Genomic DNA, 24878 nt, shown 5'->3' on the forward strand with positions numbered 1-24878 from the left:
AAGCTCTAAAATCTTATGCGGCCCGAACGGAATTTAATTTTTCTGTTCGGGCTTTTTTTATGCCTCATCACCACATACTTCCCCAACCCATTTCAGATAGTCTTCATGGCCTGCCGTAATATCCCATTGCACGATACAGGGTGTGTCATAAGGATGCAGTTCTGTAATGCGGGTGATGGCGGCGGCGGCCTTGCGACGCGGGGTTTTGATAAACATCGCAACCTCCGGGTCTTCACAGACCTTCCCTTGCCATCTGTAAAGCGAGGTCATCTCTACCGTGATATTGGCGCAGGCAATCAGCTTCTCCGTCAATAAACGACGACCAATATCCACCGCGGCCTGACGCGTCGGACATGTTACGTAAAGGGTACAGCATTCTGTCACCTGAACCTCCTGTTCGCTGTTTGCCTGATCACCCTTTGGCGCGGCGCAACGCATACAGCGCCGCCGACAAAGTGACCAGCGCCCCGGCCTGATGCAATGCCGCCAGCGGGATCGGCACAACATGGATCAAGGTCAGAACGCCCAACGTCACCTGCCCCAACAGACTGAACAGCATCAGATAGCCCGCGATCCGCACCACAATATGATTATCCTGACGCAAGCGATACCAGACGTAAAGCCCGAGCAGTGTAATGACATAAGCCAGCATACGATGGTTAAACTGCACGGTCATAATATCTTCAAATGCGCTCATATACCACGGTGTCATGCCATAGACATCCGCCGGAATAAGCCGGCCCTCCATCATCGGCCAGCTGTTGTAAACCATACCGGCGTTGAGCCCCGCCACCAGTCCTCCGAGCAGAATTTGCAGAAAAATCAATCCGATTAAAACCCGCAGCGGCCCGATCGGACGCGGACGGGTCGCCTCGCATCGGGACATCACCAACCCGGACGCCACCCAGAAAACATACAGATAAATCAGCACCGCCAGCCCCAGGTGCGCCGTCAGACGATAATGGCTGACGTCCGGATGATCAACAAGCCCGCTTTTCACCATCCACCAGCCCAGCAGCCCCTGCAGTCCCCCGAGAACGAACATTGCCCAGAGCTTGGGCTGGAGAGAGCCAGACACCTTGCCTTTCACCAGAAACAGGACGAAGGGGATAAAAAACACAATCCCGATCAGACGCCCCAGCAGCCGATGACTATATTCCCAATAAAAAATATTCTTGAATTCATCAAGACCCATGCCGTGATTAACTTTTTGGTATTCAGGATATTGTTTATAGGCCTCAAATTCCTTGAGCCAGGCCGCATCACTGAGCGGCGGTAAAATGCCGGTAACAGGGCGCCAGTCCACCATGCTCAGACCGGATTCTGTCAGACGGGTCACGCCGCCAACAATAACCATGCAAAAAATCATTGCACAGACGAAGAATAACCAATTCGCAATCTGCCGATTATTTCTATTTGTCCAAGACATTTTTTCCCTTTTAAACTTACAATCAACCTGGGTTCGTATTTCGGCTTCTCAATTTGGCGACATACTAACCGAAATTGCCGCGACGTACATTGTTTTTCTGAGCCGGAAGGATAGATACAATTTGAATAAAAAGTCTGGAAAAATCTAATAATTGTTAATATTTTTCTGACATTATTAGTTAATGGTTATATATTTAAACAGTTGCGTAGATTGTGTCGCCCGGATCAAACATACCGGATCCCGTCTTCTGTATATAATTTTGAGCATAATTCTGTTTATTATTCCCCCCCAACAGGTAATGGCCGGCCTCACCCCGCAAACCGCATCCCTCGGCATGCTTCCCCTCCATCAGGCGGAATCTCTGACCCCTTCCCTGATCACCGCCTATAAGGGATTTATCCTGCCATCAGGACGGAAAATCGTCCTGACGGCAGACCTTTCCGGCGTCCAAAAGGATGATTTTATCACAAGTATGATTTCCACGATGGAGTATCACAAGCGCAAGCACCTCTTCGGCCTTGGCGTGACCGGCAAGATAATGATGCCGGTGCTGCAGCAAAACAGCTGGAGCCTCAGCTTCAATGGCACCATCACGGGAGCGCAACATGAAGTGATCCCGCAGGACCAACGCAACCGCTGGAATCTGGAATTTCAGGTCGGCGGACAGGCCAACTTTCATATTACGCCCGCCCTCAATTTCGCTGTTGGCGCCTATCAATATCGCATCATTAATCATAATGAATTCGAAAACCCCAAACGGGCCTTTACCCGAAGCCACGGCGGCTTCGCCACGCTGCAACTGCATTTCTGACACAGGCAGAATGCATATTGATCTTTGGCGGGAAAAGACTATCTTTAGCCACAACACCCAACGTCTTTAACAACAAGCAGTCCGCATGGATCAAACTCTGACCCTTATTCTCATGGCCGTGACCACTCTGGTGGCGGCTTTTTCCCTCTACAAAGCACGGAAACCCCTGGAACTCGGTCGGTCCTGGCATGTACCATGGAATGGCATCCTGTTTCTCGGGCTGCTCGCCTTTCTGCTGTTGCTGCGGCATCAACTGAGCCTGTCCGGCGTTGATTTGCCGGCGCGCTAGATCAGGATTTGCTTTCCTGATCGAGGTTTTGCGCATCGGCCAGGGCAATGGCCGCCATATTGAAAATTCCCTTGGCTGTCGCCGATGGCGTCACGATATGGGCCGGTTGCGCCGCCCCCAGCAGGATCGGCCCCACCAGCAACCCGTTGTCGATGGTCCGCAGCATATCAATGGTGATATTCGCCGCATCCAGATTGGGGAAGATGAACAGATTGGCCGACCCGGTAAAGCCGCTGTCCGGCACCATGCGTTCCCGAATATCCTCTTTCAAGGCCGCATCCGCGTGCATTTCTCCATCAACCAGCATATCCGGCCGCAACTCTTTGAGAATTTTTGTGGCTCTGCGCATCTTGCGCGCCGACGGAGCATTTGACGATCCGAAATTGGAATGCGACAGCAACGCTACTTTCGGCTCCACACCGAAATGCCTGACTTTTTCCGCCGCAGCCAGGGTGTTTTCCACAATCTGGTCGACATCCGGTTCCACTGTCATAAAGGCATCCGCGAAGAAAATCGTCCGGCGCGGCAGGATCAGGGTGCTGACGGTGGACAATTTCTGATCGCCATGTTTCCGGCCAATGATGTCGATGATATATTTGACGTGGAAATCAAAACGACCATAACTGCCGCAAATCATTGCATCCGCATCGCCGCGGCGCACCGCCAGGGCGGCAATCACGGTGGTGTTGGTGCGCACAATGGTGCGGGCGGCTTCCTTTGAAACCCCCTGACGACAGACCAGGGCATGATATTCCTGCCAGTAACTACGGTAGCGATCATCCTTCTGGGGGTTGATCAGGTCAAAATGTTCATCCTTGATCAGGCGCAGACCGAGCCGTTCTATTTTCTGATTGACCACGGCGGGGCGCCCAATCAGGGTCGGGCGGCCCATTTTTTCATCGACCAGCGCCTGTACGGCCAGCAGAACGCTTTCATTCTCGCCTTCGGCAAAAACAATCCGTTTCGGGCTTTGTTTGGCCCGCTCCAAAACCGGCTGCAGCAGAATGGTTGACTTAAAGACAAAACGACTCAGCGTTTCCTTATAGGCCTCGATATCTTTCAAGGGCCGGGTCGCGACCCCGCTGTCCATCGCCGCCTGGGCGACCGCCGGGGCCACTTCCAGAATAAGCCGTGGGTCAAGCGGTTTGGGAATGATGTATTCGGGGCCGAATTTCAGCACATCCCCCTGATAGGCATTCACCACCTGTTCCGAAGATTCGCGAAACGCCAGATCGGCAATTGCCTTGACGCAGGCATGTTTCATTTCTTCATTGATGGTCGTCGCGCCCACATCCAGCGCACCACGGAACAGGAACGGAAAACACAATACATTGTTGACCTGATTGGGATAGTCAGACCGCCCCGTAGCGATGATCGCATCACTGCGCACCTCTTTCGCCGCTTCCGGCAAAATTTCCGGCGTCGGATTGGCCAGCGCCAGAATAAACGGCTTGTCCGCCATCCGCCGGACCATATCAGGTTTCAGAATGCCCGGCGCCGACAGGCCAAGGAACACGTCTGCCCCGTCAATCACATCATTCAGCGTCCGATGATCGGTCGTGATGGCATATTTGTCTTTATAGGGGTTCATGTCTTTTTCTCGGCCGACATAAACCACGCCTTCCACGTCAACGAGACTGACATTTTCCCGCTTCAGCCCCATGCTGACCAGAAGGTCAAGACAGGCGAGCGAGGCCGCGCCGCCGCCGGTGGCGACAACCTTGACCTGCGAGATGTCCTTATCCACAATGCGCAACCCGTTATAAACGGCCGCGCCCACCACAATCGCCGTACCATGTTGGTCATCGTGAAAAACCGGGATATTCATCCGCTCCTTCAGGGCTTTTTCTACGATAAAGCATTCCGGGGCCTTGATGTCTTCCAGATTGATCGCCCCGAAGGTCGGTTCCAGCGCCGCAATGGTGTCAATCAGTTTTTCCGGGTTCTGCTGATCGATTTCAATATCAAACACATCAATGCCGGCAAATTTCTTGAACAGAACCGCCTTGCCCTCCATGACCGGCTTGGACGCCAGAGGTCCGATATTGCCCAGCCCCAACACCGCCGATCCGTTGGTCACCACCCCGACCAGATTACCACGAATGGTCATGTCATTGACCGCCGCCGCATCTTCCATGATCGCTTCGCAGGCGAAGGCCACACCAGGGGAATAGGCCCGGGCCAGGTCACGCTGGTTCGACAGCGGTTTGGTAGGGGTTATTTCAAATTTTCCAGGCGTGGGATCAGTGTGATAGCGGAGGGAGGTTTCTTTGAACGTTTTGTCTGGCATATGTCTCTGTCCATTTTCAATGAGACAACAGCTTATACTCAACCTGAAAGAATAAACAAGGGGGAGTTTCCTCCCCCCGTCAATAAAATAAAAATCAAACCCGGCAGTAACTTTTACAGGTCAAGCGGGCGATATTCTTTACCCAGGGCATCCGCCACTGCCTTGTAAGTTACAAAGCCATCGGACACATTTACCCCGTTGGCCAGATGCTTGTCATCTTTACAGGCCTGTTTCCAGCCTTTGTTGGCCAACGCCAGACCAAACGGCAGGGTCGCATTATTCAGGGCAAAAGTAGATGTGCGCGCCACACCGCCGGGCATGTTGGCCACGCAGTAATGCACCACACCATCCACCACAAAGGTTGGCTCGGCATGAGTTGTCGGACGGGAATTTTCAAAACAGCCCCCCTGGTCAATGGAAATATCAACCAGAACAGCGCCGTCTTTCATCCGCTTGACCATATCGGCTGTCACCAGTTTCGGCGCCGCAGCCCCGGCCACCAGAACAGCACCGATCACCAGATCCGCGTCAAGCACGGCTTCTTCCAGATCATGGGCCGTGGAATAACGGGTTTTTACCGCCCCGCGGAACCGGGCGTCAAGACGCCGCAGAACATCAAGGTTACGGTCAAAGATGCTAACATCAGCCCCCATGCCTACAGCCATTTCCGCAGCATTCATGCCGGATACGCCGCCACCGATAACCACAACTTTCGCCGGCGCCACACCTGGTACGCCACCGAGTAGCAGGCCACGACCGCCCACTGATTTCTCCAGCGCATGGGCACCAGCCTGAATGGACATACGTCCGGCCACTTCACTCATCGGCGCGAGCAGCGGCAGGCCGCCCGCATCATTGGTCACGGTTTCATAGGCAATGGCGGTACAGCCGGATTTCAACAATGCATCTGTCTGCGCGGGGTCCGGCGCCAGATGCAGGTAGGTATAGAGCAAATGATTTTCGGTCAGCATGGCGCATTCCGGCAATTGCGGCTCTTTCACTTTGATGATCATTTCCGCCTGGGCGAAGACCTCAGCCGCAGTCGGGATAATTTCCGCCCCAACGGCTGTATAGTCGGCGTCGGAAAAGCCAATGCCGGCCCCGGCGTTGGTTTCCACGATCACTTTATGACCATTACGGATAAATTCCGATGCGCTGGCCGGCGTCAGGCCAACACGATACTCATGAACTTTAATTTCTTTTGGCACACCAACAATCATTTTCTTACTACTCTCTATATCTGAAGTTAGGGGTTTCGTAAAACCGCCGTTTCGGACAATTCCTGAGCCGATTTTTGGCGGATGATACTTATTGTCCCCATGATAGCAAATAATGCATCGAATATCCTTGCAAAGATCGCGATCATTTCACTAGATATTCGCATATTATTGTGCATAATTCCATTTATGAGAGATAAATTTCGAAATTTAAGCTTGGACAGGATTGATCATGCGATCCTGAAAATACTGCAGAAGGAAGGCCGGATCAGCAATAATGACCTGGCCGACCGCATCGGGCTGTCGGCGTCGGCCTGCCTGCGGCGGGTCAAGGCGCTGGAAAACAATGATGTCATTGATCGTTATGTTGCGATCGTGCCCCAGACTGCCGCCGAGCTCCCCGATAATGTTTTCGTCCAGATCACGGTCGAGAAACAAACCAAGGAAAAGCTGGCCGAGTTTGAAAGAAGTGTCAAGAACTGCCCCCAGATCATGGAATGTTACCTGATGTCCGGGGATGCGGATTATCTGCTGCGGGTGATCGTGTCGGATGCGTCGGATTACGAGCGACTGCATATGGACGTTCTGACGGCCCTGCCCGGCGTTTCACAGATCAAATCAAACTTTTCTTTACGCACGGTCACCAAGAAAACCTCCATACCGTTCAAATGAAGTTAAAAATTTAATCATTTATTCAGCATCCCCGCTTAAGATGCCCTCAAAGCAGCTAAAATAGGGAAAAAAAATGAATGAAATTGGCGCAGTAAATGACTTCAGAGCGGAGAATGCTCAGGAAGATATCCAGGAAATAATCCGGTCGTTATCCTTGATTGGTGACGAAAAATATAAAAATGTACCCTCCAGCCAGACCCCCCTCGGACTTGCCGTCAAAGCATTGTCAAACAAGATCATGGCGCGCGAAGACGCAACTTTCGAAGAAAGAACTCAAAAGACAGAGTCTGTCGGCGCGGCGATCAACGCCCTGGTGAACGCCATTGTCATTTTGAGCGAACGGGCTGATTCAGTGACCCGCATTTCACGCGATGCCGGCAATACCGCCAGCGAAGGCGCGCAGACCATTGGCCAGGCCCGGGACAAGATGACCAGCATCTCCAATGCGGTTGAAGAATCCGGCACCAAGGTTAATCAACTGGCCCAGGCCTCCAATGAAATTGGCGGCATCGTCAAATCCATTGAAGATATCGCCAGCCAGACCAATCTTCTGGCCCTGAACGCCACCATCGAAGCCGCCCGCGCCGGGGAAGCCGGCCGTGGTTTCGCCGTTGTGGCCTCGGAAGTCAAAACACTGGCCAATCAGACCGCCAGCGCCACGGAAGACATCCGCACACGCATCGCCCGCCTGACCACTGAAATGGAAGAGATCATGACCGCCATGTCCGGCATGTCAGAAGCCGTCGCCGAAGGTCAAAGCAGCATTGAAACCGCGAATGAAAAAGTAGCGGATGTTCATCAGAACATCGCCACGGTGAATGAGAACTTCAAGGAAATCAACACCATCATTGGCGAACAAAAGATCGCTTCTCAGGATATTGCCGCAACAGTCGCGTCGTTCAGCAAAGATCTTGATCAACACTGAGGCCAGCTTATCCTTGCAAAAAGCCGTTCCCCTATATCAGGCCCCCATATCAGGCGCCATATCAGGGTGGACGGCTTTTTTTTACAGGATCAGAATTCCGCCCGCACCCCGGATCTCAACAGATCAACCTTGACCAGCAAGCCCTCAAGCACACCGCGAAACATTTGCTTCTGCTGATCCGGCACATCCGACAGCAACATCTGCTCCAGCGCCTTGGCCATATCCACGATGTCCTGATAGACCCGCGCGCCCTTCTTGCTCAGGGTTAGGATCACCTTGCGGCGGTCCTTCGGGTCGGTTTTACGGTCCACATACCTCAGGTCCAACAGCTTGTTCAGGGCCCGGGTGACCTGCACCTGGTCCATGTCCAGCAACACGCCCAACTCTTTCGCCGAGACCGGTGCAGAGGAGGCCAACATGGCCATAAAGCGCCAGTTTTCGCCTTTTATATTATATTTTACCGAATATTGATCTTCAAGAAGATAGCCCGCCTCCTGTGACAAACGCCACAATTGATACGGCACCCAATCCCTGACATCGAATAGTTTATTTTCTTCTGACACGTCCCATTCTCGCCATTTGATTATTATTGTGGTTTTATAGCAGAATTCACGGTTGAATTCAGTGAAGATAAAAAATAATCTCCTGTATATACAATTACTCTGAATTCCCCTGCAGGGTCAATATCTTTTTGAAGGCGGCGACGGATTTGGCAATATCCTGCTCTGTGGTTTTCCAGGAAGAAATACTGATGCGAAAGGCTTTTTGCCCCTGCCATTCGGTCTGGCCAAACCAGCAGGTGCCCTCCGCCTGCATCGCCTCGATCATTTGCGCCGTTCGGCGCGCGCTTCCGCAAGAAACCACAATCTGGTTCAGCACCACCTTATTGTGAATGGTCAGCCCCAAAGCCGACAGCTCCTGCGCGAAGAGCCGGGCCAGACGACAATTCTCGCTGATCAAATGGTCCACACCGTCCCGGCCCAGGGTCCGTAAAGCCGCCCAGACCTCGATGCCCCGCGCCCGCCGGGAAAACTCCGGCACCCGATCCTTGGCGGCGCCATCCTCTTCCTTCAGATAAGCCGCCGATGTGGAAAAAGCGCCGGCCAACGCCCGCTTGTGGCGACAGATAACCACACCGCAGTCATAAGGCGTGTTCAGCCATTTATGACCGTCCGTGGCCCAACTGTCCGCCTTCTCCACCCCTTTGGCCATGTCCGCCAAGGCCGGCGCCGCCCGGGCCCACAGTCCGAAAGCCCCATCCACATGCACCCAGGCGCCGGCGGCGCGCGCCGCCGCACAAATGCTCTCAATCGGATCAAACGCGCCACTATTGACATTGCCGGCCTGAACACAAACGATCGTATTCGGCCCCAGTGGCGGCACCTGCGCCACATCTATCGCGCCGTTGGCGTCCACCGGAATCTTGATGATATTTTTTTGCCCCATGCCCAGCATATTCAACGCCTTCAGGACCGTGACATGCACCTCTGCGCTGACCACCACCGTAATCTGCGGCGCACCGTACAGCCCATACTCGCCCACGTTCCATCCCTGCCGGTCCAACAGATGATGCCGCGCCGCCGCCAGAGCAGAAAATGTCGCCATGGTGGCCCCTGTGACAAAGCCAACGGCGCTCCCCCGCGGCAAATCAAGAATATCCAGCACCCATTCGCCCGCAACCCGTTCAATGTGATCGGCCACCGGGGAAGTCACCTGACTGGACGCCACCTGGTCCCAGGCCGCCGCCAGCCAGTTGGCCGCCACCGTCACCGGCAGGCTGCCGCCAACGACAAAACCGAAATAACGCCCCCCCATATTCGCCACCGTCGCCGGGGACCCATGTCGATCCAGAAGATCGAGCGTCTCCTGCCCTTCCCGGCCTTCATGCGGCAGATTTTCGTTAAAAGCCGCCAGGCCATCCAACATGGTATCATCCGGGAAAACCCGGCGCCGGTCCAAGGCATCCAGATAAGATAGCGCCCGGCATTTGCTATTTTCCAGCAGGTCATCGTAAGAGGTTGCCATATCAACATTCCTTATTTCATTGCGTTTCCACCTGAATATTGATAGTGTCCTGAATATTGAACTATATCAATTATAACATTGTCACAAAGTACAATATGAAAAACTGGTCCCCCAGACTGGATAATGATCCAGGTCCTTTGTTCATGCAGCTCTTCCGGCCGCTGCAGCAGGATATTTTTACCGGGACGCTCAAAGCCGGCGACAGCCTGCCGCCGCAACGTCGTACCGCAAGCGATCTGGGGCTCAGTCTGGGCACGGTCAGCAAGGCCTATCAGCATGCGATCCAATGCGGTCTGGTGGAAGCCCACGTGGGCCGGGGCACCATTGTTTCCGGCTTGCAGGAACCGGAACAGATCACCGATAATGGCACTTTGATTGACTTGCAGACCAATACGCCGCCGTTTCCTCTTACCCGTTCCCTGTTGCTGGAGGCATCAGGCAGAGCCGCCCGGACGCTCTATCGCGACAGTAGCATGCAATATCCACCGGTCGCCGGCCTGCCCCGACATCGCGCCACCATCAGTCAGTGGATCAAAAAACGCTTTAACATCCCCCTGGCGCCAGATGACATCACCCTGACCCTTGGCGCCCTTCAGGCCATCTCTCTGGCCATCGCCGCCACCAGCAAGGTCGGACAGAAAATTTACGGCGAACCGGTCACTTTTGCGGGCATCAAATCGGCCGCCCAGTATCTCGGCCGCGACCTGTGCCCCTTGCCCATGGATGAAGACGGCATCATCCCGGAGGCCTTTGAGCAGGTTGCCCGCACCCGCCCCGGCGTCACCCTGATCACCATCCCGACGGTGCAGAACCCGACAGGCCTGACTTACAAAGCCCGACGACGGCAGGCCTTAGCGGCCATTGCCCAGAAATATGACGCCTGGATCATCGAAAGCGATGTTTACCGTTTCCTGAACCCGACGGCGCCGGCCCCCTTGCACAGCCACGCGCCCGACCGGACCCTCTATATCAACAGTTTCAGCAAATGCCTGAGTCCCGATTTGCGGGTCGGTTTGCTGGTGGCCCCGGAACAGCTGCGGGCAAAAATCCAGCAGGGGCAACAGGCCGGCGGCTGGTCAACCCCGCCCCTGTCGGTGGAAATCGTCTGCCAACTGTTACAGAACGGCGTGGCCGACGCTTATATGACACGTCTGGCGCAGACATGCCGGGACCGGGCGACGCTGGTGTCCCGTCATCTAAATGACTTCCGGGCGCCGGCCGCCGGCAGCAGCTATCATCTGTGGATGCCCTGCGATTTCCAAACGGCGGAAAAAATGTACATACAGGCCCGAAACCAGAATGTCATCCTGACCCCGCCCGCCGCCATTACCCTACACCCGGCCCCCGATACAGCCTCCGGCATCCGGCTATGTCTCGGCAGTGAACAACGGCCCCAATATTTTTATTTTGCGCTTCTGCGCCTGAAAAAAGCCCTGACACAAGACCCCTCAAGCGCCTGCGGCATCATCTAGAGCAACCGTCCGGGACAGGGCGATGCAAAATAACTTGATGAGTGTTTAGAACACACAAAAAAAGAGCCGACGCGAACGCCGGCTCTTTCAGATTTCTTCGGATGAAGAGAGGTTGGCTTAGAAGCCCATACCGCCCATGCCACCCATGCCGCCCATACCGCCCATGTCAGGCATGGCGGGCGCGCCTTTATTATCTTCCGGAATATCCGCAACCATGGCTTCCGTGGTGATCAGAAGACCGGCGACAGAGGCCGCATCCTGAAGCGCCGTACGAACCACTTTGGTCGGGTCGATGATACCGGCGGCGATCAGATCGGTATATTCTTCCTTCTGAGCGTCGAAACCGAAGTTGAAGTCAGTGCTTTCTTTCAGCTTGCCGGCAACAACCGCACCGTCAACACCGGCGTTTTCAACGATCTGACGCAGAGGCGCTTCAAGCGCTTTCCGCACGATGTTGATGCCGACAGTCTGGTCGCTGTTTGCGCCTTCATGGCCTTCAAGAACCCGGATAGAGTACAACAGAGCTGTTCCCCCGCCAGGAACGATACCTTCTTCAACAGCCGCCCGAGTGGCGTGCAGGGCATCGTCAACGCGGTCTTTGCGTTCTTTCACTTCCGTTTCTGTAACACCACCGACTTTGATCACGGCAACACCACCGGCGAGTTTCGCCAGACGTTCCTGCAGTTTTTCCTTGTCATAATCGGATGAGGTATTTTCGACGGCATTGCGGATCTGGCCACAACGGGCTTCGATAGCATCACGTTCACCGGCGCCATCAATAACAGTCGTGTCGTCTTTGGTGATGGAAACCTGTTTCGCGGTACCCAGCATATCCAAAGTCACTGTTTCCAGTTTGATGCCCAGATCTTCAGACACAACCTGACCACCGGTCAGGATCGCGATGTCTTCGAGCATGGATTTACGACGGTCACCAAAACCAGGCGCTTTAACAGCCGCGATTTTCAGTCCACCGCGCAATTTGTTCACCACCAGGGTTGCCAGGGCTTCGCCTTCAACATCTTCCGCCACGATCAGCAGAGGACGTCCGGACTGCGCCGCTGCTTCGAGCAGAGGCAGCATTGGTTGCAGGCTTGTCAATTTTGACTCATGCAACAGGATGTAAGGGTTTTCCAGCTCAACAGACATTTTTTCGGCATTGGTCACGAAGTAAGGCGACAGGTAACCGCGGTCAAACTGCATGCCTTCAACAACGTCAAGCTCTGACTCGAGGCCTTTGGCTTCTTCAACCGTGATCACGCCTTCTTTGCCCACTTTATCCATGGCGTCGGCAATCATCTTACCAATTTCAGTTTCGCCGTTGGCGGAAATGGATCCTACTTGCGCAACTTCTTCACTGGAGGAAATTGTTTTTGTCCGGCCTTTCAGATCGGCAACAACAGAAGCCACCGCGAGGTCGACACCGCGACGCAGGTCCATCGGGTTCATACCGGCGGCAACGGCTTTAAAGCCTTCCCGCACAATAGATTGCGCCAGAACGGTTGCGGTTGTTGTACCGTCACCCGCCACGTCATTGGTTCGGCTTGCGACTTCGCGCACCATCTGGGCGCCCATATTTTCAAACTTGTCGGCAAGTTCAATTTCTTTGGCGACAGATACACCGTCTTTGGTGATCCGTGGTGCGCCGAATGATTTTTCGAGCAATACGTTACGGCCTTTAGGGCCCAGGGTGACTTTCACAGCATTGGCGAGGATATCCACGCCGTTTGCAATACGCGCGCGGGCGTCAGAGCCAAACTTTACGTCTTTTGCAGCCATTTCACTAATTCCTTTAATTTAGATTATATTTCCAGAAGGGAGACAAATTATTCGATGATGCCCATCAGGTCGGATTCTTTCATGATCAACAGGTCTTCGCCGTCGATCTTGACTTCCGTACCGGACCATTTACCGAACAATACTGTATCGCCTGCTTTTACGTCGAGGGCCGTTACCGTACCGTCTTCGGCTTTGGCGCCATTGCCTACGGCGATGATTTCGCCCTGGCTTGGTTTTTCCTGTGCGCTATCCGGAATGATGATGCCGCCAGCAGTTTTTTGTTCCGCGTCAATGCGACGGACAAGAACACGATCATGTAAAGGACGAAAACCCATTTCTGAGAACCTCTTCTAGTTTGTTGAAATTTTTCCCGTTAGCACTCCCTGCATGAGAGTGCTAACAACACTGCTAGAGATAGAAGCTCTGACGATATAGTTCAAGGGGCAGGATGGAAAAAAATCACAAAAAAGTGAAAAATGATCGTCCCCCGGAAAACGTCATAGAAAACAGGCTCATTTTCACGATAAAGGCTGGTACAATCCCTTGGGGTCGTCCACCTCCAGAAGCCAGAGGTCCTCATCATATTTACGCTGCCGCATCATATAATCCGTCGCCTCGAATTCAGGCACAAAATATTCTCCCAGCGGCTTGTGCCAACCGAGTTTTCCCTCCGGATTGCGGCACTGCCCATATAGAATACACCCCTGCCCGGAGACATATTGCTTGATCAAAACCAGACCACGATCGCCATCACCGCGCTGCTCTACCGTCATGGGCAGGAACAATCCATCGCACCGGCGAATTTCCGCCGCCACCCACAGGCTGGTTTTCAGGCCTTCGTCAAACATGCTGTATAATATCCTTTATCATTGAGAACCGTATATAGACCGAACCTGACCAAAAAAAAAGCCCCGGCGGTTAAACCGGGGCCAAAATGTCCTGAAACATAATATCATGACAGTTGGAAGATATCAGGGGTTCATTCCTGATGGAAATTCTTGAGAGATCAGGTCACACCATTTTACAGGCCTCTACGCCACAGGCTTCGCCTGTACGGGTCTCTCCAAAGGATAATTCGGTCGCAGCCTGGTCCTGGCTTAGATCCGCCGGGGCCATCTGACTTATGGCGACCATCAGAAGAAGAGACACCATGGCGGCATTAATCATATGCTGCAGTTTACGCGTCGCCGTGAAACGCTGACCCCGCAGCGGACGTCCGCCGGCATGCAACAAGCTCATAAAGCTGTAAGGGTCTGTTTGGCTGATCAGTAAATTCTTCATGTCTCTTTCCTTTTCTTAAAACCTTCGGGGCCGCATCGAAAGCGTCCTCAGAGGCGCGCCAGCCTGTCTAGACGGCGACCTCGGTCACAACAGGAGCAACAAATCTCGCCTGTTCAATTTTCTGTTGTGATACGGAACCTGCAGCCAGACCCATAACAATGACGATGGTGGCGACAGCAAGGTTCGTTAAAACTTCAGTGCTTTCCACTTTGGCCATCTGCCGACGGGCAAACGTCTTGATGCCATTCTTCTTCTGTGTGTTCTGTACCAGGCCTAAAAAGCTGTTGGCTTCAATGCTGTTTGTCAAAATGCTGTTCATAACTAATCTCCTTAGTAGGGTTTAAAGTATCTCGCTGTTTCTCTGTTCTAGCGACTTGGTGTGCTACTTATATAGTACACTAGATCGATAATCGTCAACAAAAAAACAACAAAAAATAATTTATCGTTTATTTACAATGCATTATTGTTAATAAATTTTTCCCATAACTGTTATAGCGGTGTATTACACGGCCAAAACAGGTGTATTAGGGCGACTCATAGAGGGTGAGTCTCAGGTGGTTTCCTCTCACATTTGGCTTATATTGCCAAAAGGCCGGCCAACCGGTGCAGCACACTGCCAGCATTGCAGAGGGGGCCGTCTACCCCCCTATACCTATAGGATCACCACTTTCAGGCCGAAAATTCAGACTTGAAAAATCCGCAAAAGTATATTACTTTCATATTGTAATAATTGAAACTTCTATTTTATGATCTGGATCAAGGCGGCGCGCGCCTGATCGGGACAAGAAAGACCAGCAGAATTTGAGTTAAGCGACGAGAGAAAATACCATGACGGAAATGCCCCCAAAGTCCAAACTGACCCCTCCATCCACCTGTACGGCCAGCACAGCCAGTACAGCCATTGTCAAAGGCCTGATCGAAAATGATGTCGACACGGTCTTCGGCTTGCCCGGGGCGCAGATGTATGATCTCTTCGACGCCTTCTATCAGCATCAGGACCAGATCCGGGTCATCGGCGCCCGCCATGAACAGGCCCTTGGCTATATGGCGTTCGGCTATGCCCGCTCTTCAGGCAAGCTCGGGGTCTTCTCGCCCGTACCCGGTCCCGGTGTTCTCAACACCACCGCCGCCCTGTGCACGGCTTACGGCGCCTGCGCCCCCACCCTCTGCCTGACCGGGGAAGTCCCCACCAGCTTCAAGGGACAGGGCCGCGGCCATCTGCATGAATTACCTGATCAACTGAATATCCTCAAAGGCCTGACCAAATGGGCCGCCCATGTGGACAACCCCGAAGACACCCCGCGTCTGCTGCAGGAAGCCATTCATCAGGCCACCACGGGCCGGCAAGGCCCCGCCTCATTGCAGCTCTGCTGGGATGATCTTGGCAAGGTCATCCACTCCGACACCCCACCGGCCGTGGAGCCTCCCAAAACACCGTCCATCAACACGGAGGAAATCGACCGAGCCATAACCCTGCTGAAAAATGCGAAAGCCCCGATGATCTTCGTCGGCAGCGGCGCCCAGCATGCCAGCGCCGAAATCACCGAACTCGCCGAGTTGCTTGATGCGCCTGTGGTCGGCTTTCGCGGCGGACGCGGCATTGTCAGCGACGATCATGAGCTTGGCCTGACCATCGCCTCGGCTTACAAGCTGTGGCCCGACACGGATGTGATGATCGGTATTGGCACCCGGCTCGAAATTCCCTTCATCCGCTGGGGCAGCTTTATGACATATGAGCGCGCCCTGCCCGGCCGCCAATTGTTGCGACTGGATATAGACGCCGCAGAAATGGACAAGCTCGACACCGATGCCCCGGTGATCGCAGATGCCGCCGACGGTGCCCAGGCCCTGGTCGATGCCCTGATCAAGGCGGGCGTTCCCGGTTCCGGCCGCCGCGCCGCAATCCGCGCCGCCAAGACGGAGAGCCTGGCCGAAATTCAACAGGTTCAGCCGCAGATGGATTATCTCCAGGTGATCCGCGACGTGCTGCCCCGCGACGGTTTTCTGGTAGAAGAGGTCTGCCAGATGGGTTTTGCCGCCAGCTACGGCTTCCCGGTTTATCATCCGCGCCGATATGTCAGCTGCGGCTATCAGGGCAATCTCGGCTTCGGCTTCCCGACGGCCCTCGGCGTCAAGGTGGCCCATCCGGACAAGGCGGTGATCTCCATCGCTGGCGACGGCGGATTTATGTTCGGAGTTCAGGAACTGGCGACCGCCGTACAATATAATATCCCGTTGGTAACCCTGGTGTTCAACAACCACGCCTACGGTAATGTGCGCCGGGACCAGCAAGAAAAATATGACAGCCGGGTGATCGGTTCGGAACTGGTCAACCCGGATTTCGTACAGCTCGGCGAAAGCTTCGGCGTCACGAGCTTTCGGGTGGCAAGCCCGGCGGACTTAAAACCCGTTCTGGAGATGGCACTGTCGCTCGACAAACCGGTCCTGATTGAAGTCACTCAGGCCCGTGGCAGCGAGGTTTCGCCCTGGAAGTTCCTGCTGAAATGACTGACCGGCCGGCGGCGCAGGGGCCGCCCCGAAGAAATCCATTCCCTCGATTGATCGCGCCCTGTCTTTATGCTAAAGAACAGAAGCTTTCAAGAGTGGTCCCGTAGCTCAGCAGGATAGAGCACCAGATTCCTAATCTGGGGGTCACGCGTTCGAATCGCGTCGGGATCACCATTTTTGCACAGACCTAACCGTTCTGTGCCGTCCCCGTTTTATATCCCCCCAATGCTTTCGTATACCTTTAGTTAATTATATTCTGATATTGTACAGTGGTATGTTGTGAAAGTACCCTTAAGTCCTGCGTAAAGGTGATTCTATGTTGAATATGAGAAATAGCGACCATCGGGACTCGATACATATTGAATTGCAAGATATCCCCGATCATCACCCGGCGAAACTCTTTTATGATTATTGGGAAATGATCAAGGGCGATAAAGATCTACCTTTAAGGCGCGACCTTCTTCCCCCTGAAATCCCGTCAATTTTACCCTATATCATCTTGCTGGAAGCAAAATTCCATAACGGCAGACAGGATTATTTCGACCGACTTGAAGGTGAAGGCATCATTGAGATATGCGGTGCTTCCGATTCCAAAAAATTCATCAGCGAAATCATGCCAGAGGACAAATTCGAAAAACGCCATAAGGAATTTGTCATGATCGGAAAGACCAAGGCCCCTCTCTTTGAAACGGGGCATATCTCCTATTTGGACAAAGATTATATTAAAGTCGTGCGCGGCGCTTTCCCTTTTTCCAAAGAGGGTGAAACAGCAGATTATTTTGTCCTTATTCTCGCCCGGGCAGATGCCCAGATTATGGGCCGTTGACTGCACGCCACCAATCGTCTTTTTTGGGCGCACATTATACAGACATAAATCGACAGCCCTTTACTTTTTACCGGAAAATACTATGGTTTTACATAATCATAACCGGAGATTTTCATGACCACCATCACCTGGGACCAGTTCAGCGCCGTAGAACTGCGCGTTGGCACCATTATCGAAGCCCATCCCTTTCCCGAAGCCCGCAACCCCGCCTATATCCTGCATGTGGACTTCGGTGCAGAGGTTGGAGTCCGTAAATCAAGCGCCCAGATCACCGACCTTTATACCCTTGATAAACTCGTCGGCAAACAGGTCGTCGCCGTAACCAATTTCCCGGCCAAACAAATCGGACCCCTGATGTCGGAATGTCTGGTCACCGGGTTTTATCAGGACGGCAAAGCCGTGGTGCTGGCCGTGCCTGACAAACCGGTGCCCAATGGCGCGCGCCTGGTTTAAATCCCCCTCAGTGCCGTCTTCAAGGGGCCAAGGTGCGCCTCGAAATGCTGCCACTGTTTCAGGCCCTTGGTGTTGATTTTTTCCCGCACCTGTTCCGAGCTTGCGGTTTTCACCGTCCGCGCCGTCTTATGGAAATTGACGCAGGCTTCCTCGAATTCCAGCCCGCAATAATCCAGAATGCGCCGCACCTGCCCCTCCAGATCGGCAACCACCTCTTCATATTGCACCTTGAGAATTTCTCCCGGCAGCACCCGGTCCCAATGGTCCATCAGCTCAACATAGTCATGGTAATAGCGCCCGACCTGTGTAAGCCCGTACGTAAATTCCTGCCCCTCGGCGAACAACTGCTTGAAACCGCTGAAGCAGCAGGCCATAGGATCGCGGCGGGCGTCAATGATTTTGGCGTTGGGCAGGATCAGTTTGATCAGGCCGATATGGCGGAAATTATTGGGCATCTTGTCGGTAAAGAAAGGGGCCTCGGCGCGATGCTGCGCCGTCTCGCGGATATACCGCTCGCCCAGTTCCGCAAGCTCTTCGGCGCTGAGGCTGTGCAGGTTTCGGGGATAGCCGGTTTCAGAGGTGATTTTCTGGCGATTGCGCAAACCATGGGCCAGACTGAGGATATTGGGCAGTTCCAGGGTGCCGTCCACCTGACTGTGGCTCGCCAGAATCTGCTCCAGCAAGGTCGAACCCGCCCGCGGCAGACCAACAATGAAGATCGGATCCGGCGCCGGGCAGCCCTGCCCCTTGCGGCTCTGAAACAGTTCCCCCGTACAGATCTCGGCCTGCACCTGGAGTTCTTCCGTCATCTGATCGGCGTCATAGCGGCTCTGGGCCCGTTTCAGGTCATTGCCTTTGGTGTAATAGAGAAACGCCTGATCATAGTCCGCCGCATCCTCGTAAGCCTTGCCAAGGGAGAAGTACAGTTGTACCCGGCTGGCGCCCGACAGCAACCCGTCCTTTTCCTGAGCCTGCATCAGGGCGCGCTCGCCCTCCGTAAAGCGGTAGGTCTTCAGATTGGCCAGGCCATACCAGGCGTCGCCATGACCGGGCGTCGTGTCAAATACCTTGCGGTAAGAGGCAATCGCCTCCGCCTGATGGCCCATGGTTTTCAGCGCATGCCCCCGTGACGTTAGCGTCGCCGGATCGTCAGGCAAAGTTTCGAGAACCTGGTCGAACAGGCGTAACGCCTGGTCATATTCCCCGGCCTGCAGGCTTTCAATGGCATAATGGGACTGGAACACCGGATTGTCGGGCTCCCGGTCATACAGCAATTTTGCCTGCGCCAGGGCTTCGCGGAATTTCTGGCGCTTGCGCAAAACCGCGATAAAATCGAGCCGCAGCTGTATATTCTCCGGCGCAAAAGCAATGGCGCTGTCGAGCAGGAACTCCGCTTCTTCCATAACACCATAACGGCTGGCCACATCGGCAAGCAACCGCATGGCTTCTGTATCTTTGGGATACTTCTGCAAAAAGGCCCGGCAGAGTTTTTCCGCCTTCAACAGCTTGCCCTCATGCAGATAATGGCTCACCGCCAATAATTCTTTCGGCAGCGCCGCCAGGCGATCCGCCTGGGCCGCCGCGATTTCCGCCGCCCGGGATTGGCCCCGTTCACGCTGGATTTCCGCCTGGGCCCGCCAACTGGCGGTCAACGCCGGATTACACTGACAGGCCTGCACATAGGCATGCAAAGCCCTGTCCATATCCGGTATTTCACGATAAAGATGCCCGCATTCCTGATAGGCGCGACCAAAGTCCGGCTCCTGTGTCAACAAACGGTCGAGGGTTTCCTGCGCCTGTTGCGCCTGCCCGCCATAACGCTGCGCCACCGCCAGCATATAGAGCGCGTCACTGTGATCCGGATGCTGTTGCAAAATCCCGGACACCGTCGCGATGGCCTGCGTGAACTGGCCGTCATAGAGCGCCTTCTGGGCCTGCTGTAACGTCTGGTTGATCTCCATCGCCTCTGCGGTCACCTGGTCTTCTCCTGACTGAAAAAAGGCGCCACAATCTGCAGCGCCTTGTCTTCGATAATAAACTTTAGCAAATATACGCCTTAGAAATCCACCCCAAAACGCATCCCGAAGGTGCGGGGACGGTTGATCGACACCCGTTCGCGGTCAAACACCAGATTGTTGTTCAACTGCGCCCTCTCGTCGGTCAGATTTTCACCGAAGATTTCCATGGACCATTTATCATTGCGGACGCCAAAGGCCATGCCCATCATGAAATAACTGTCCTGTTGCGCCCGGTTGATCAGCACGATATCGCTGAAAGACGATGCGGAGTAGGTCAGACTTGGTTGAACATGGGCTTCGAAATCATCTGATATATCCCAAACATACCGGGCCCGCAGATTACCCTGGAAAGACGGCGCATAAGAGAGGTCTTCGCCCGGCCCGGCAATCGCCACGCTGGCGCCGACCAACTTCGTCACCTTCGCATCCAGGATGGAAAACGCCCCGGAAATCATCAGGCCCGGCACCGCATCCGGCATCCAGTTAATATCGCCTTCGACGCCTTTGATTTCCGCATCGGCGGCATTATCCGAGAAGAACAGGTTGGTCACCGTCGGATCGAAGATCGTGGTTTGCAGATCGCTGATATCCACATAGAAGGCGCTGCCATTGAACCGTACTGTGCCGTCAAACAGATCCATCTTCCAGCCCAGTTCATAATTGGTCACCTCGTCGGTGCGCACCACGGCCGGAACCGCGCCACCCCCGGCCCCCGCCGGCCGATTGGGCAGACCCGGACGATAACCTTCGGAATAGGTCACATAGAGCAGGATATCATCATTGGGGCGGTAAGAAACGTTACCTTTAAATACCCAGCCCTTGGCCTCGGCGCCTTTCGGCACCGCAACGCCGTTGATTACCTGGGTGCCATCAAACTGGGTATCCAGATTGGTGCCAAAAGCATTCACGTCCTCGCCGCCGAAGTTAAAGAAGGAGGAGTTGGCGCTGCCTTTCAGACGCACATCCACATCATGCCAGCGCGCGCCCGCCGTGACGGACAATGTCTCGCTGATGTCGTAAGTCACTTCGCCGAAGAAGCCAAGTTGCTTGTCCGTTCGGGTGATGTCGTTAAAGAAGATCACGCCCAGAGGACGCGGGGTCGGATCACTGACCGACGATCCCGGCAAAGCCCCGTTCTGAGGCCAGCCATAAACACCCGGCGTGAAGCTCTCGGCGTTGATGGATCCCGGATAGGTAAAATCATTACGTTCAACCAGGGTCTGGCTGCTGTAAAAACCGCCGAAGGTGGCCCGCAACGGATTTTCCTCCGGAGTCGTGAAGCGCAGCTCATGGGTCCAGACCTCGGTTTCCGTAGTCGACCCCACATAGAGATCAGGGGCCTGACAGGTGCCCGACGGCGCCGCCGCCCCCGGATAGGTCACGGATGCATCACAGATGTAATACGGCAGATACTGACCAACAAACATATAATCGGTATAATCAATCGTTTGCTCTGTATCACGGTTCAGATAGGTGCCGGCATAGACCATCTGCAGCGCGCCGACGCGCCCTTCTACCGTAAGAGCCGTCGTATCGAAATCATCGGTGGTGGAGTCAGGGGAAAACCGCTCGACAGAAAGATTTTCGGGATCATCAAGCTCTGGGTCGATGAAGAAAACCCCTTCGGAATCAATCCGCTGACGCATATGAACCAGTGTGGCGCTCCAGTCTTCGGCGAAATCATAAAGGCCACTGACCCGGAAGCCGGTATAGGTGGCGTCGTTAAAGTTTTCTTCGACGAGATGTTCATTGCGCGCCTCAAGGAAACGAACCCCGGAGAAATCGGCGCCGGCCTGAAAACCGTCCGTGGTCGGAACCCCGTTCGGACGCGGCGTGCTTGAGGCAAAACGCGCGCTTTCCGCAGCGGTCCGTACCCCGGACACATTATCAATATAGCCGCCCTGAACATCGGCAAAGAAAACCCCGCGCACGGCGAACTTGTCTTCAATCACCGGTACATTGACCATGGCTTCAAGTTTCTCGCTCATTTCACCGCCCTTGGTGAAAGAGACACCGCCGCTGATGCTGGCTTGAAAACCGTTAAAACTTGGTTTGTTGGTGATCAGGCGGATGGTGCCCGCCTGGGAACTGGCCCCGAACAAGGTGCCCTGGGAACCCGGCAGAACTTCGATGCGGTTAAGATCAGCGGCGTAGACATCAAGGTTACGGCCCACCTGGGTTACCGGCTGCTCATCAAGATAGAGCGCCACATTGGGCGCAAGCCCCGCCACACCGGCCGTCGTCAGGTTGGGGGTCGTGGACGCCAGCCCGCGAATGTAGATGGTGCCCTGTCCTGGGCCACTGCCACCAGAAGAAACGCCGGGAAGCTGCAGCAGGTAATCGTTGAAGACATCAACCCGCAGATTTTCGAGGGAGCTTTCCCCCAGCGCCTGCACGGCGACCGGAATATCCTGGGTGCTGGCGGCGCGTTTTGTCGCCGTCACCATAATTTCTTCCAACACCATCGGGGCGCGTTCGCCCTCGGCCTGTGCCGGCAAAGACCCCGCCGCCGTGGCAAGTGTCATCAACGCCACGGACGACAGCAAGGATTTTTGTTTCAAAGAACCAGTTCTTAAAGAACGCATGTGTTTCCACCTATTATGTTTATTGTTCAGGGTTATCTTGTGATAACCACTCCAGAGCTTGACTTAAATATTATGTATTCAGCAGCATTTTATATATCACAATATACTAATATTTCGTTTAATTTAAATGTACTGAAAGTATATTGACCTGCCCTACATTTACCGGGCAATGCTTAGATAGTGTAAATGGCGGTTATACTGGTTCAGAACTTCATGAATGATCTGCTCCCGGTTATAGCCGTAAATATCGTAATCCTGCCCCCCATCAGACAGATAAACCTCGGCGCGGAAGTATTTCTCATCTTCCTTATCGCCAGCCTCTTCCCCATCTTCCAAATTCGCCCCGCTCAGTGCAAAGACCGGCGTCTTATGAGAAATGGGCACGATCGCAAAACGGAATTCCGGCTCATCCTCATGCAGGATTGTCAGATCCGCCCCGTCGCCGCTCATCTTCGCCTGAGCCGCATTGTCATGCGCCTGGATTTCCTTCATCACATCCAGCAGAGCCGGACGCGCCGTATCATTGATAAACTGCCTGATCTGCGTGCTGTCGGGATGAGCCAGAATGGAATGCAGCCGCAGCCGCCAGGGCATATTGACTCCGCCACCAATAATATCCGGTGCGACATCGGCGCCTTTTGCTTTGCGCGCCTCCATAGACAAGCCCCGCAGCAGACCGGCAATAGACAGGATAATCACAAATGTGAACGGCAAAGCCGTCGCCACCGTCGCCGCCTGCAAAGCCCCCAGCCCCCCGGCCAAAAGCAGAGTCGCCGCCACAAGACCCTCGGCCACAGCCCAGAAAACCCGTTGCCACACCGGTGTTTTTGTCGAGCCGCCCGCGGTAATGATATCGATCACCAGGGACCCGCTATCGGACGAGGTGACAAAAAACGTAATGACCAGAATAATCCCCAGGAAAGAAGTAATCCCCGGCATTGGCAACTGTTCCAACATGACAAACAGCGCGACCGGCATATTTTCAGACACCATGGCGACAATATCACCGGCGCCCGATCCAATAAAATATAACGCCGTATTACCAAAGGCCGTCAGCCAGAAAAAACACATCAGGGTCGGAACAAAAAGAACGCCCAGAACAAATTCTCGTATCGTCCGCCCGCGAGAGATCCGGGCAATAAACATGCCGACGAAAGGTGACCAGCTGATCCACCAGCCCCAATAAAAAATGGTCCAGTCTCCGACCCAGCTGCTGTCAGGATCATAGGCCCCGACATTGAGCCCCCGGTCCACCATTACCGCAAGATAATTCCCCAGATTTTCCGTGAAAGAGCTAAAAATCAACACCGTAGGCCCCAACACCACAACAAAGACCAGCAGACACAGCGCAAGGATCAGATTGAGTTCAGATAAACGCTTGATCCCCGCATCAAGCCCCGCCACCACAGATGCCGTCGCCAATACCGTAATCCCGCCGATCAGCAGAACCTGAATGGTGACACTGACCTCAATATCAAACAGGTAATGCAATCCCGCATTGACCTGATTGACACCAAATCCCAGAGAGGTCGCAACCCCGAACAGAGTCCCGAGCACGGCGAACACATCCACCGCATGCCCTATCGGCCCATAAATACGGTCACCAATCAACGGATATAACGCCGACCGGATGGTCAACGGCAGATTATGACGGAAACCGAAATAGGCCAGACATAACCCGATCATCGCATATACCGCCCAGCCATGCAGCCCCCAATGCAGGAAGGTGACCTGCATCGCCTGACTGGCCAAAGCCTGATGCCCCACGGCATCACCAGGCGGAGCCATATAATGCATCACCGGTTCGGCAACAGAGAAAAACAGCAACCCGATCCCCATACCGGCCGAAAATAACATCGCCACCCAACTGGCGAAACTGAACCGGGGAGTTTCGTGATCCGCCCCGAGTTTGATCGCGCCAAAGCGGGAAAAGGCGATCCCCAGAGCCACCAGCAAAAACCCGACAACAGACAAGGCATACAGCCACCCAAAGGTCTGGGTGACCCACATATTGAGATGCTTAAAGAAAGGCGCGGCCCAGGCGGGGAACAGAACCACAGACAGAACAATCAAAAAAACCGCCACCGCGGAAGGAATGAATACAGCAGGCAATATCCCCTTGCGCAATTGCAGCGACAACCGATTAGCCTCTTCCACTCACTTCATCCTTAATATACACGAACCATATCCGGCGCCGCATACTTTGTTTGAACTCTAAACACATAAATCAATTTACTTTTATTTAGTGTTCTAAATGTATTGCTTGTTTTTTTCAAGGAAATTCACGATTTCCGACGCCAG

22 protein-coding genes and 1 tRNA gene are annotated in these 24878 nt (G+C 54.1%); 9 read left to right on the top strand and 14 right to left on the bottom strand.

Features of this window, described 5'->3' with window-relative positions; genetic code table 11:
* Nucleotides 1-57 precede the first annotated feature (57 nt).
* Nucleotides 58-384: a divalent-cation tolerance protein CutA gene (gene cutA, locus FIV45_RS13600; RefSeq protein ID WP_204602385.1), complete on the bottom strand. Its 327-nt coding sequence runs from the start codon at nt 382-384 to the stop codon at nt 58-60.
* A gap of 28 nt (nt 385-412) precedes the next feature.
* A complete protein-coding gene (locus FIV45_RS13605) occupies nt 413-1429 on the bottom strand; it encodes a COX15/CtaA family protein (RefSeq protein ID WP_099475192.1) in 1017 nt (338 codons plus the stop codon).
* A gap of 259 nt (nt 1430-1688) precedes the next feature.
* On the opposite strand from FIV45_RS13605, the gene FIV45_RS13610 reads away from it, so the two are divergent.
* The gene (locus FIV45_RS13610; RefSeq protein WP_133118621.1) at nt 1689-2240 is read left to right on the top strand and encodes a hypothetical protein; all 552 of its coding nucleotides are present in this window, start codon (nt 1689-1691) and stop codon (nt 2238-2240) included.
* An 85-nt stretch (nt 2241-2325) separates the two neighbouring features.
* Nucleotides 2326-2529 carry a hypothetical protein gene (locus FIV45_RS13615; RefSeq protein WP_099475190.1) on the top strand — a complete coding sequence of 68 codons (204 nt, stop codon included), beginning with the start codon at nt 2326-2328 and terminating at the stop codon, nt 2527-2529.
* A gap of 1 nt (nt 2530) precedes the next feature.
* On the opposite strand, the gene FIV45_RS13620 is transcribed toward FIV45_RS13615, so the two are convergent.
* Together FIV45_RS13620 and ald are read right to left on the bottom strand one after the other, a co-directional pair.
* Nucleotides 2531-4819, bottom strand: coding sequence for an NADP-dependent malic enzyme (locus tag FIV45_RS13620; protein WP_099475189.1), 2289 nt, complete (start codon nt 4817-4819; stop codon nt 2531-2533).
* A 113-nt stretch (nt 4820-4932) separates the two neighbouring features.
* Nucleotides 4933-6039 carry an alanine dehydrogenase gene (ald, locus tag FIV45_RS13625; RefSeq protein WP_099475188.1) on the bottom strand — a complete coding sequence of 369 codons (1107 nt, stop codon included), beginning with the start codon at nt 6037-6039 and terminating at the stop codon, nt 4933-4935.
* Nucleotides 6040-6225: 186 nt separating this feature from the next.
* Here ald and FIV45_RS13630 point away from each other — a divergent pair, with 186 nt between their 5' ends.
* Both FIV45_RS13630 and FIV45_RS13635 read left to right on the top strand, forming a co-directional pair.
* Entirely contained in the window at nt 6226-6708 is a 483-nt protein-coding gene (locus FIV45_RS13630; protein ID WP_099475187.1) for an Lrp/AsnC family transcriptional regulator, read from the top strand.
* Between the two features lie 73 nt (nt 6709-6781).
* Nucleotides 6782-7633, top strand: coding sequence for a methyl-accepting chemotaxis protein (locus tag FIV45_RS13635; protein ID WP_099475186.1), 852 nt, complete (start codon nt 6782-6784; stop codon nt 7631-7633).
* 89 nt (nt 7634-7722) lie between these two features.
* Here FIV45_RS13635 and FIV45_RS13640 read toward each other — a convergent pair whose 3' ends face one another.
* Both FIV45_RS13640 and FIV45_RS13645 read right to left on the bottom strand, forming a co-directional pair.
* Nucleotides 7723-8196: a MarR family winged helix-turn-helix transcriptional regulator gene (locus FIV45_RS13640; protein WP_099475185.1), complete on the bottom strand. Its 474-nt coding sequence runs from the start codon at nt 8194-8196 to the stop codon at nt 7723-7725.
* A 94-nt stretch (nt 8197-8290) separates the two neighbouring features.
* Nucleotides 8291-9658 (bottom strand): pyridoxal phosphate-dependent decarboxylase family protein, encoded by a 1368-nt coding sequence (locus FIV45_RS13645; protein WP_099475184.1) that lies wholly within the window; start codon nt 9656-9658, stop codon nt 8291-8293.
* Between the two features lie 95 nt (nt 9659-9753).
* Here FIV45_RS13645 and FIV45_RS13650 point away from each other — a divergent pair, with 95 nt between their 5' ends.
* Nucleotides 9754-11130 carry an aminotransferase-like domain-containing protein gene (locus tag FIV45_RS13650; RefSeq protein ID WP_099475183.1) on the top strand — a complete coding sequence of 459 codons (1377 nt, stop codon included), beginning with the start codon at nt 9754-9756 and terminating at the stop codon, nt 11128-11130.
* A 117-nt stretch (nt 11131-11247) separates the two neighbouring features.
* Here the strand turns inward: FIV45_RS13650 and groL are convergent, their stop codons facing one another.
* The 5 genes from groL to FIV45_RS13675 form a co-directional block, all read right to left on the bottom strand.
* The gene (groL, locus tag FIV45_RS13655) at nt 11248-12906 is read right to left on the bottom strand and encodes a chaperonin GroEL (protein WP_099475182.1); all 1659 of its coding nucleotides are present in this window, start codon (nt 12904-12906) and stop codon (nt 11248-11250) included.
* Between the two features lie 47 nt (nt 12907-12953).
* Nucleotides 12954-13241, bottom strand: coding sequence for a co-chaperone GroES (groES, locus tag FIV45_RS13660; RefSeq protein ID WP_099475181.1), 288 nt, complete (start codon nt 13239-13241; stop codon nt 12954-12956).
* A gap of 183 nt (nt 13242-13424) precedes the next feature.
* Nucleotides 13425-13754, bottom strand: coding sequence for a DUF1491 family protein (locus FIV45_RS13665; protein ID WP_099475180.1), 330 nt, complete (start codon nt 13752-13754; stop codon nt 13425-13427).
* 163 nt (nt 13755-13917) lie between these two features.
* Nucleotides 13918-14187, bottom strand: a complete 270-nt coding sequence (locus FIV45_RS13670; protein ID WP_099475179.1) for a hypothetical protein — start codon at nt 14185-14187, stop codon at nt 13918-13920.
* 67 nt (nt 14188-14254) lie between these two features.
* Complete coding sequence (locus tag FIV45_RS13675; RefSeq protein ID WP_099475178.1) at nt 14255-14506, bottom strand: hypothetical protein; 252 nt, start codon at nt 14504-14506, stop codon at nt 14255-14257.
* A gap of 509 nt (nt 14507-15015) precedes the next feature.
* On the opposite strand from FIV45_RS13675, the gene FIV45_RS13680 reads away from it, so the two are divergent.
* From FIV45_RS13680 to FIV45_RS13695, 4 genes are all read left to right on the top strand, one after another.
* Nucleotides 15016-16695, top strand: coding sequence for a thiamine pyrophosphate-dependent enzyme (locus FIV45_RS13680; RefSeq protein WP_204602383.1), 1680 nt, complete (start codon nt 15016-15018; stop codon nt 16693-16695).
* A gap of 97 nt (nt 16696-16792) precedes the next feature.
* Nucleotides 16793-16869, top strand: a tRNA-Arg gene (locus FIV45_RS13685).
* A 142-nt stretch (nt 16870-17011) separates the two neighbouring features.
* The gene (locus FIV45_RS13690; protein WP_099475177.1) at nt 17012-17521 is read left to right on the top strand and encodes a PAS domain-containing protein; all 510 of its coding nucleotides are present in this window, start codon (nt 17012-17014) and stop codon (nt 17519-17521) included.
* A 114-nt stretch (nt 17522-17635) separates the two neighbouring features.
* Nucleotides 17636-17974 carry a tRNA-binding protein gene (locus FIV45_RS13695; protein WP_099475176.1) on the top strand — a complete coding sequence of 113 codons (339 nt, stop codon included), beginning with the start codon at nt 17636-17638 and terminating at the stop codon, nt 17972-17974.
* Here the strand turns inward: FIV45_RS13695 and FIV45_RS13700 are convergent.
* The 3 genes from FIV45_RS13700 to FIV45_RS13710 form a co-directional block, all read right to left on the bottom strand.
* A complete protein-coding gene (locus FIV45_RS13700; RefSeq protein ID WP_099475399.1) occupies nt 17971-19935 on the bottom strand; it encodes a tetratricopeptide repeat-containing sulfotransferase family protein in 1965 nt (654 codons plus the stop codon). The genes FIV45_RS13695 and FIV45_RS13700 overlap by 4 nt on opposite strands.
* Nucleotides 19936-20030: 95 nt before the next feature.
* Nucleotides 20031-22577, bottom strand: a complete 2547-nt coding sequence (locus FIV45_RS13705) for a TonB-dependent receptor (protein ID WP_204602381.1) — start codon at nt 22575-22577, stop codon at nt 20031-20033.
* Between the two features lie 159 nt (nt 22578-22736).
* Nucleotides 22737-24734, bottom strand: a complete 1998-nt coding sequence (locus FIV45_RS13710) for a BCCT family transporter (protein WP_181040080.1) — start codon at nt 24732-24734, stop codon at nt 22737-22739.
* Nucleotides 24735-24878 lie beyond the last annotated feature (144 nt).

It is taken from the genome of Paremcibacter congregatus, from assembly GCF_006385135.1.
GTDB lineage: Bacteria > Pseudomonadota > Alphaproteobacteria > Sphingomonadales > Emcibacteraceae > Paremcibacter > Paremcibacter congregatus.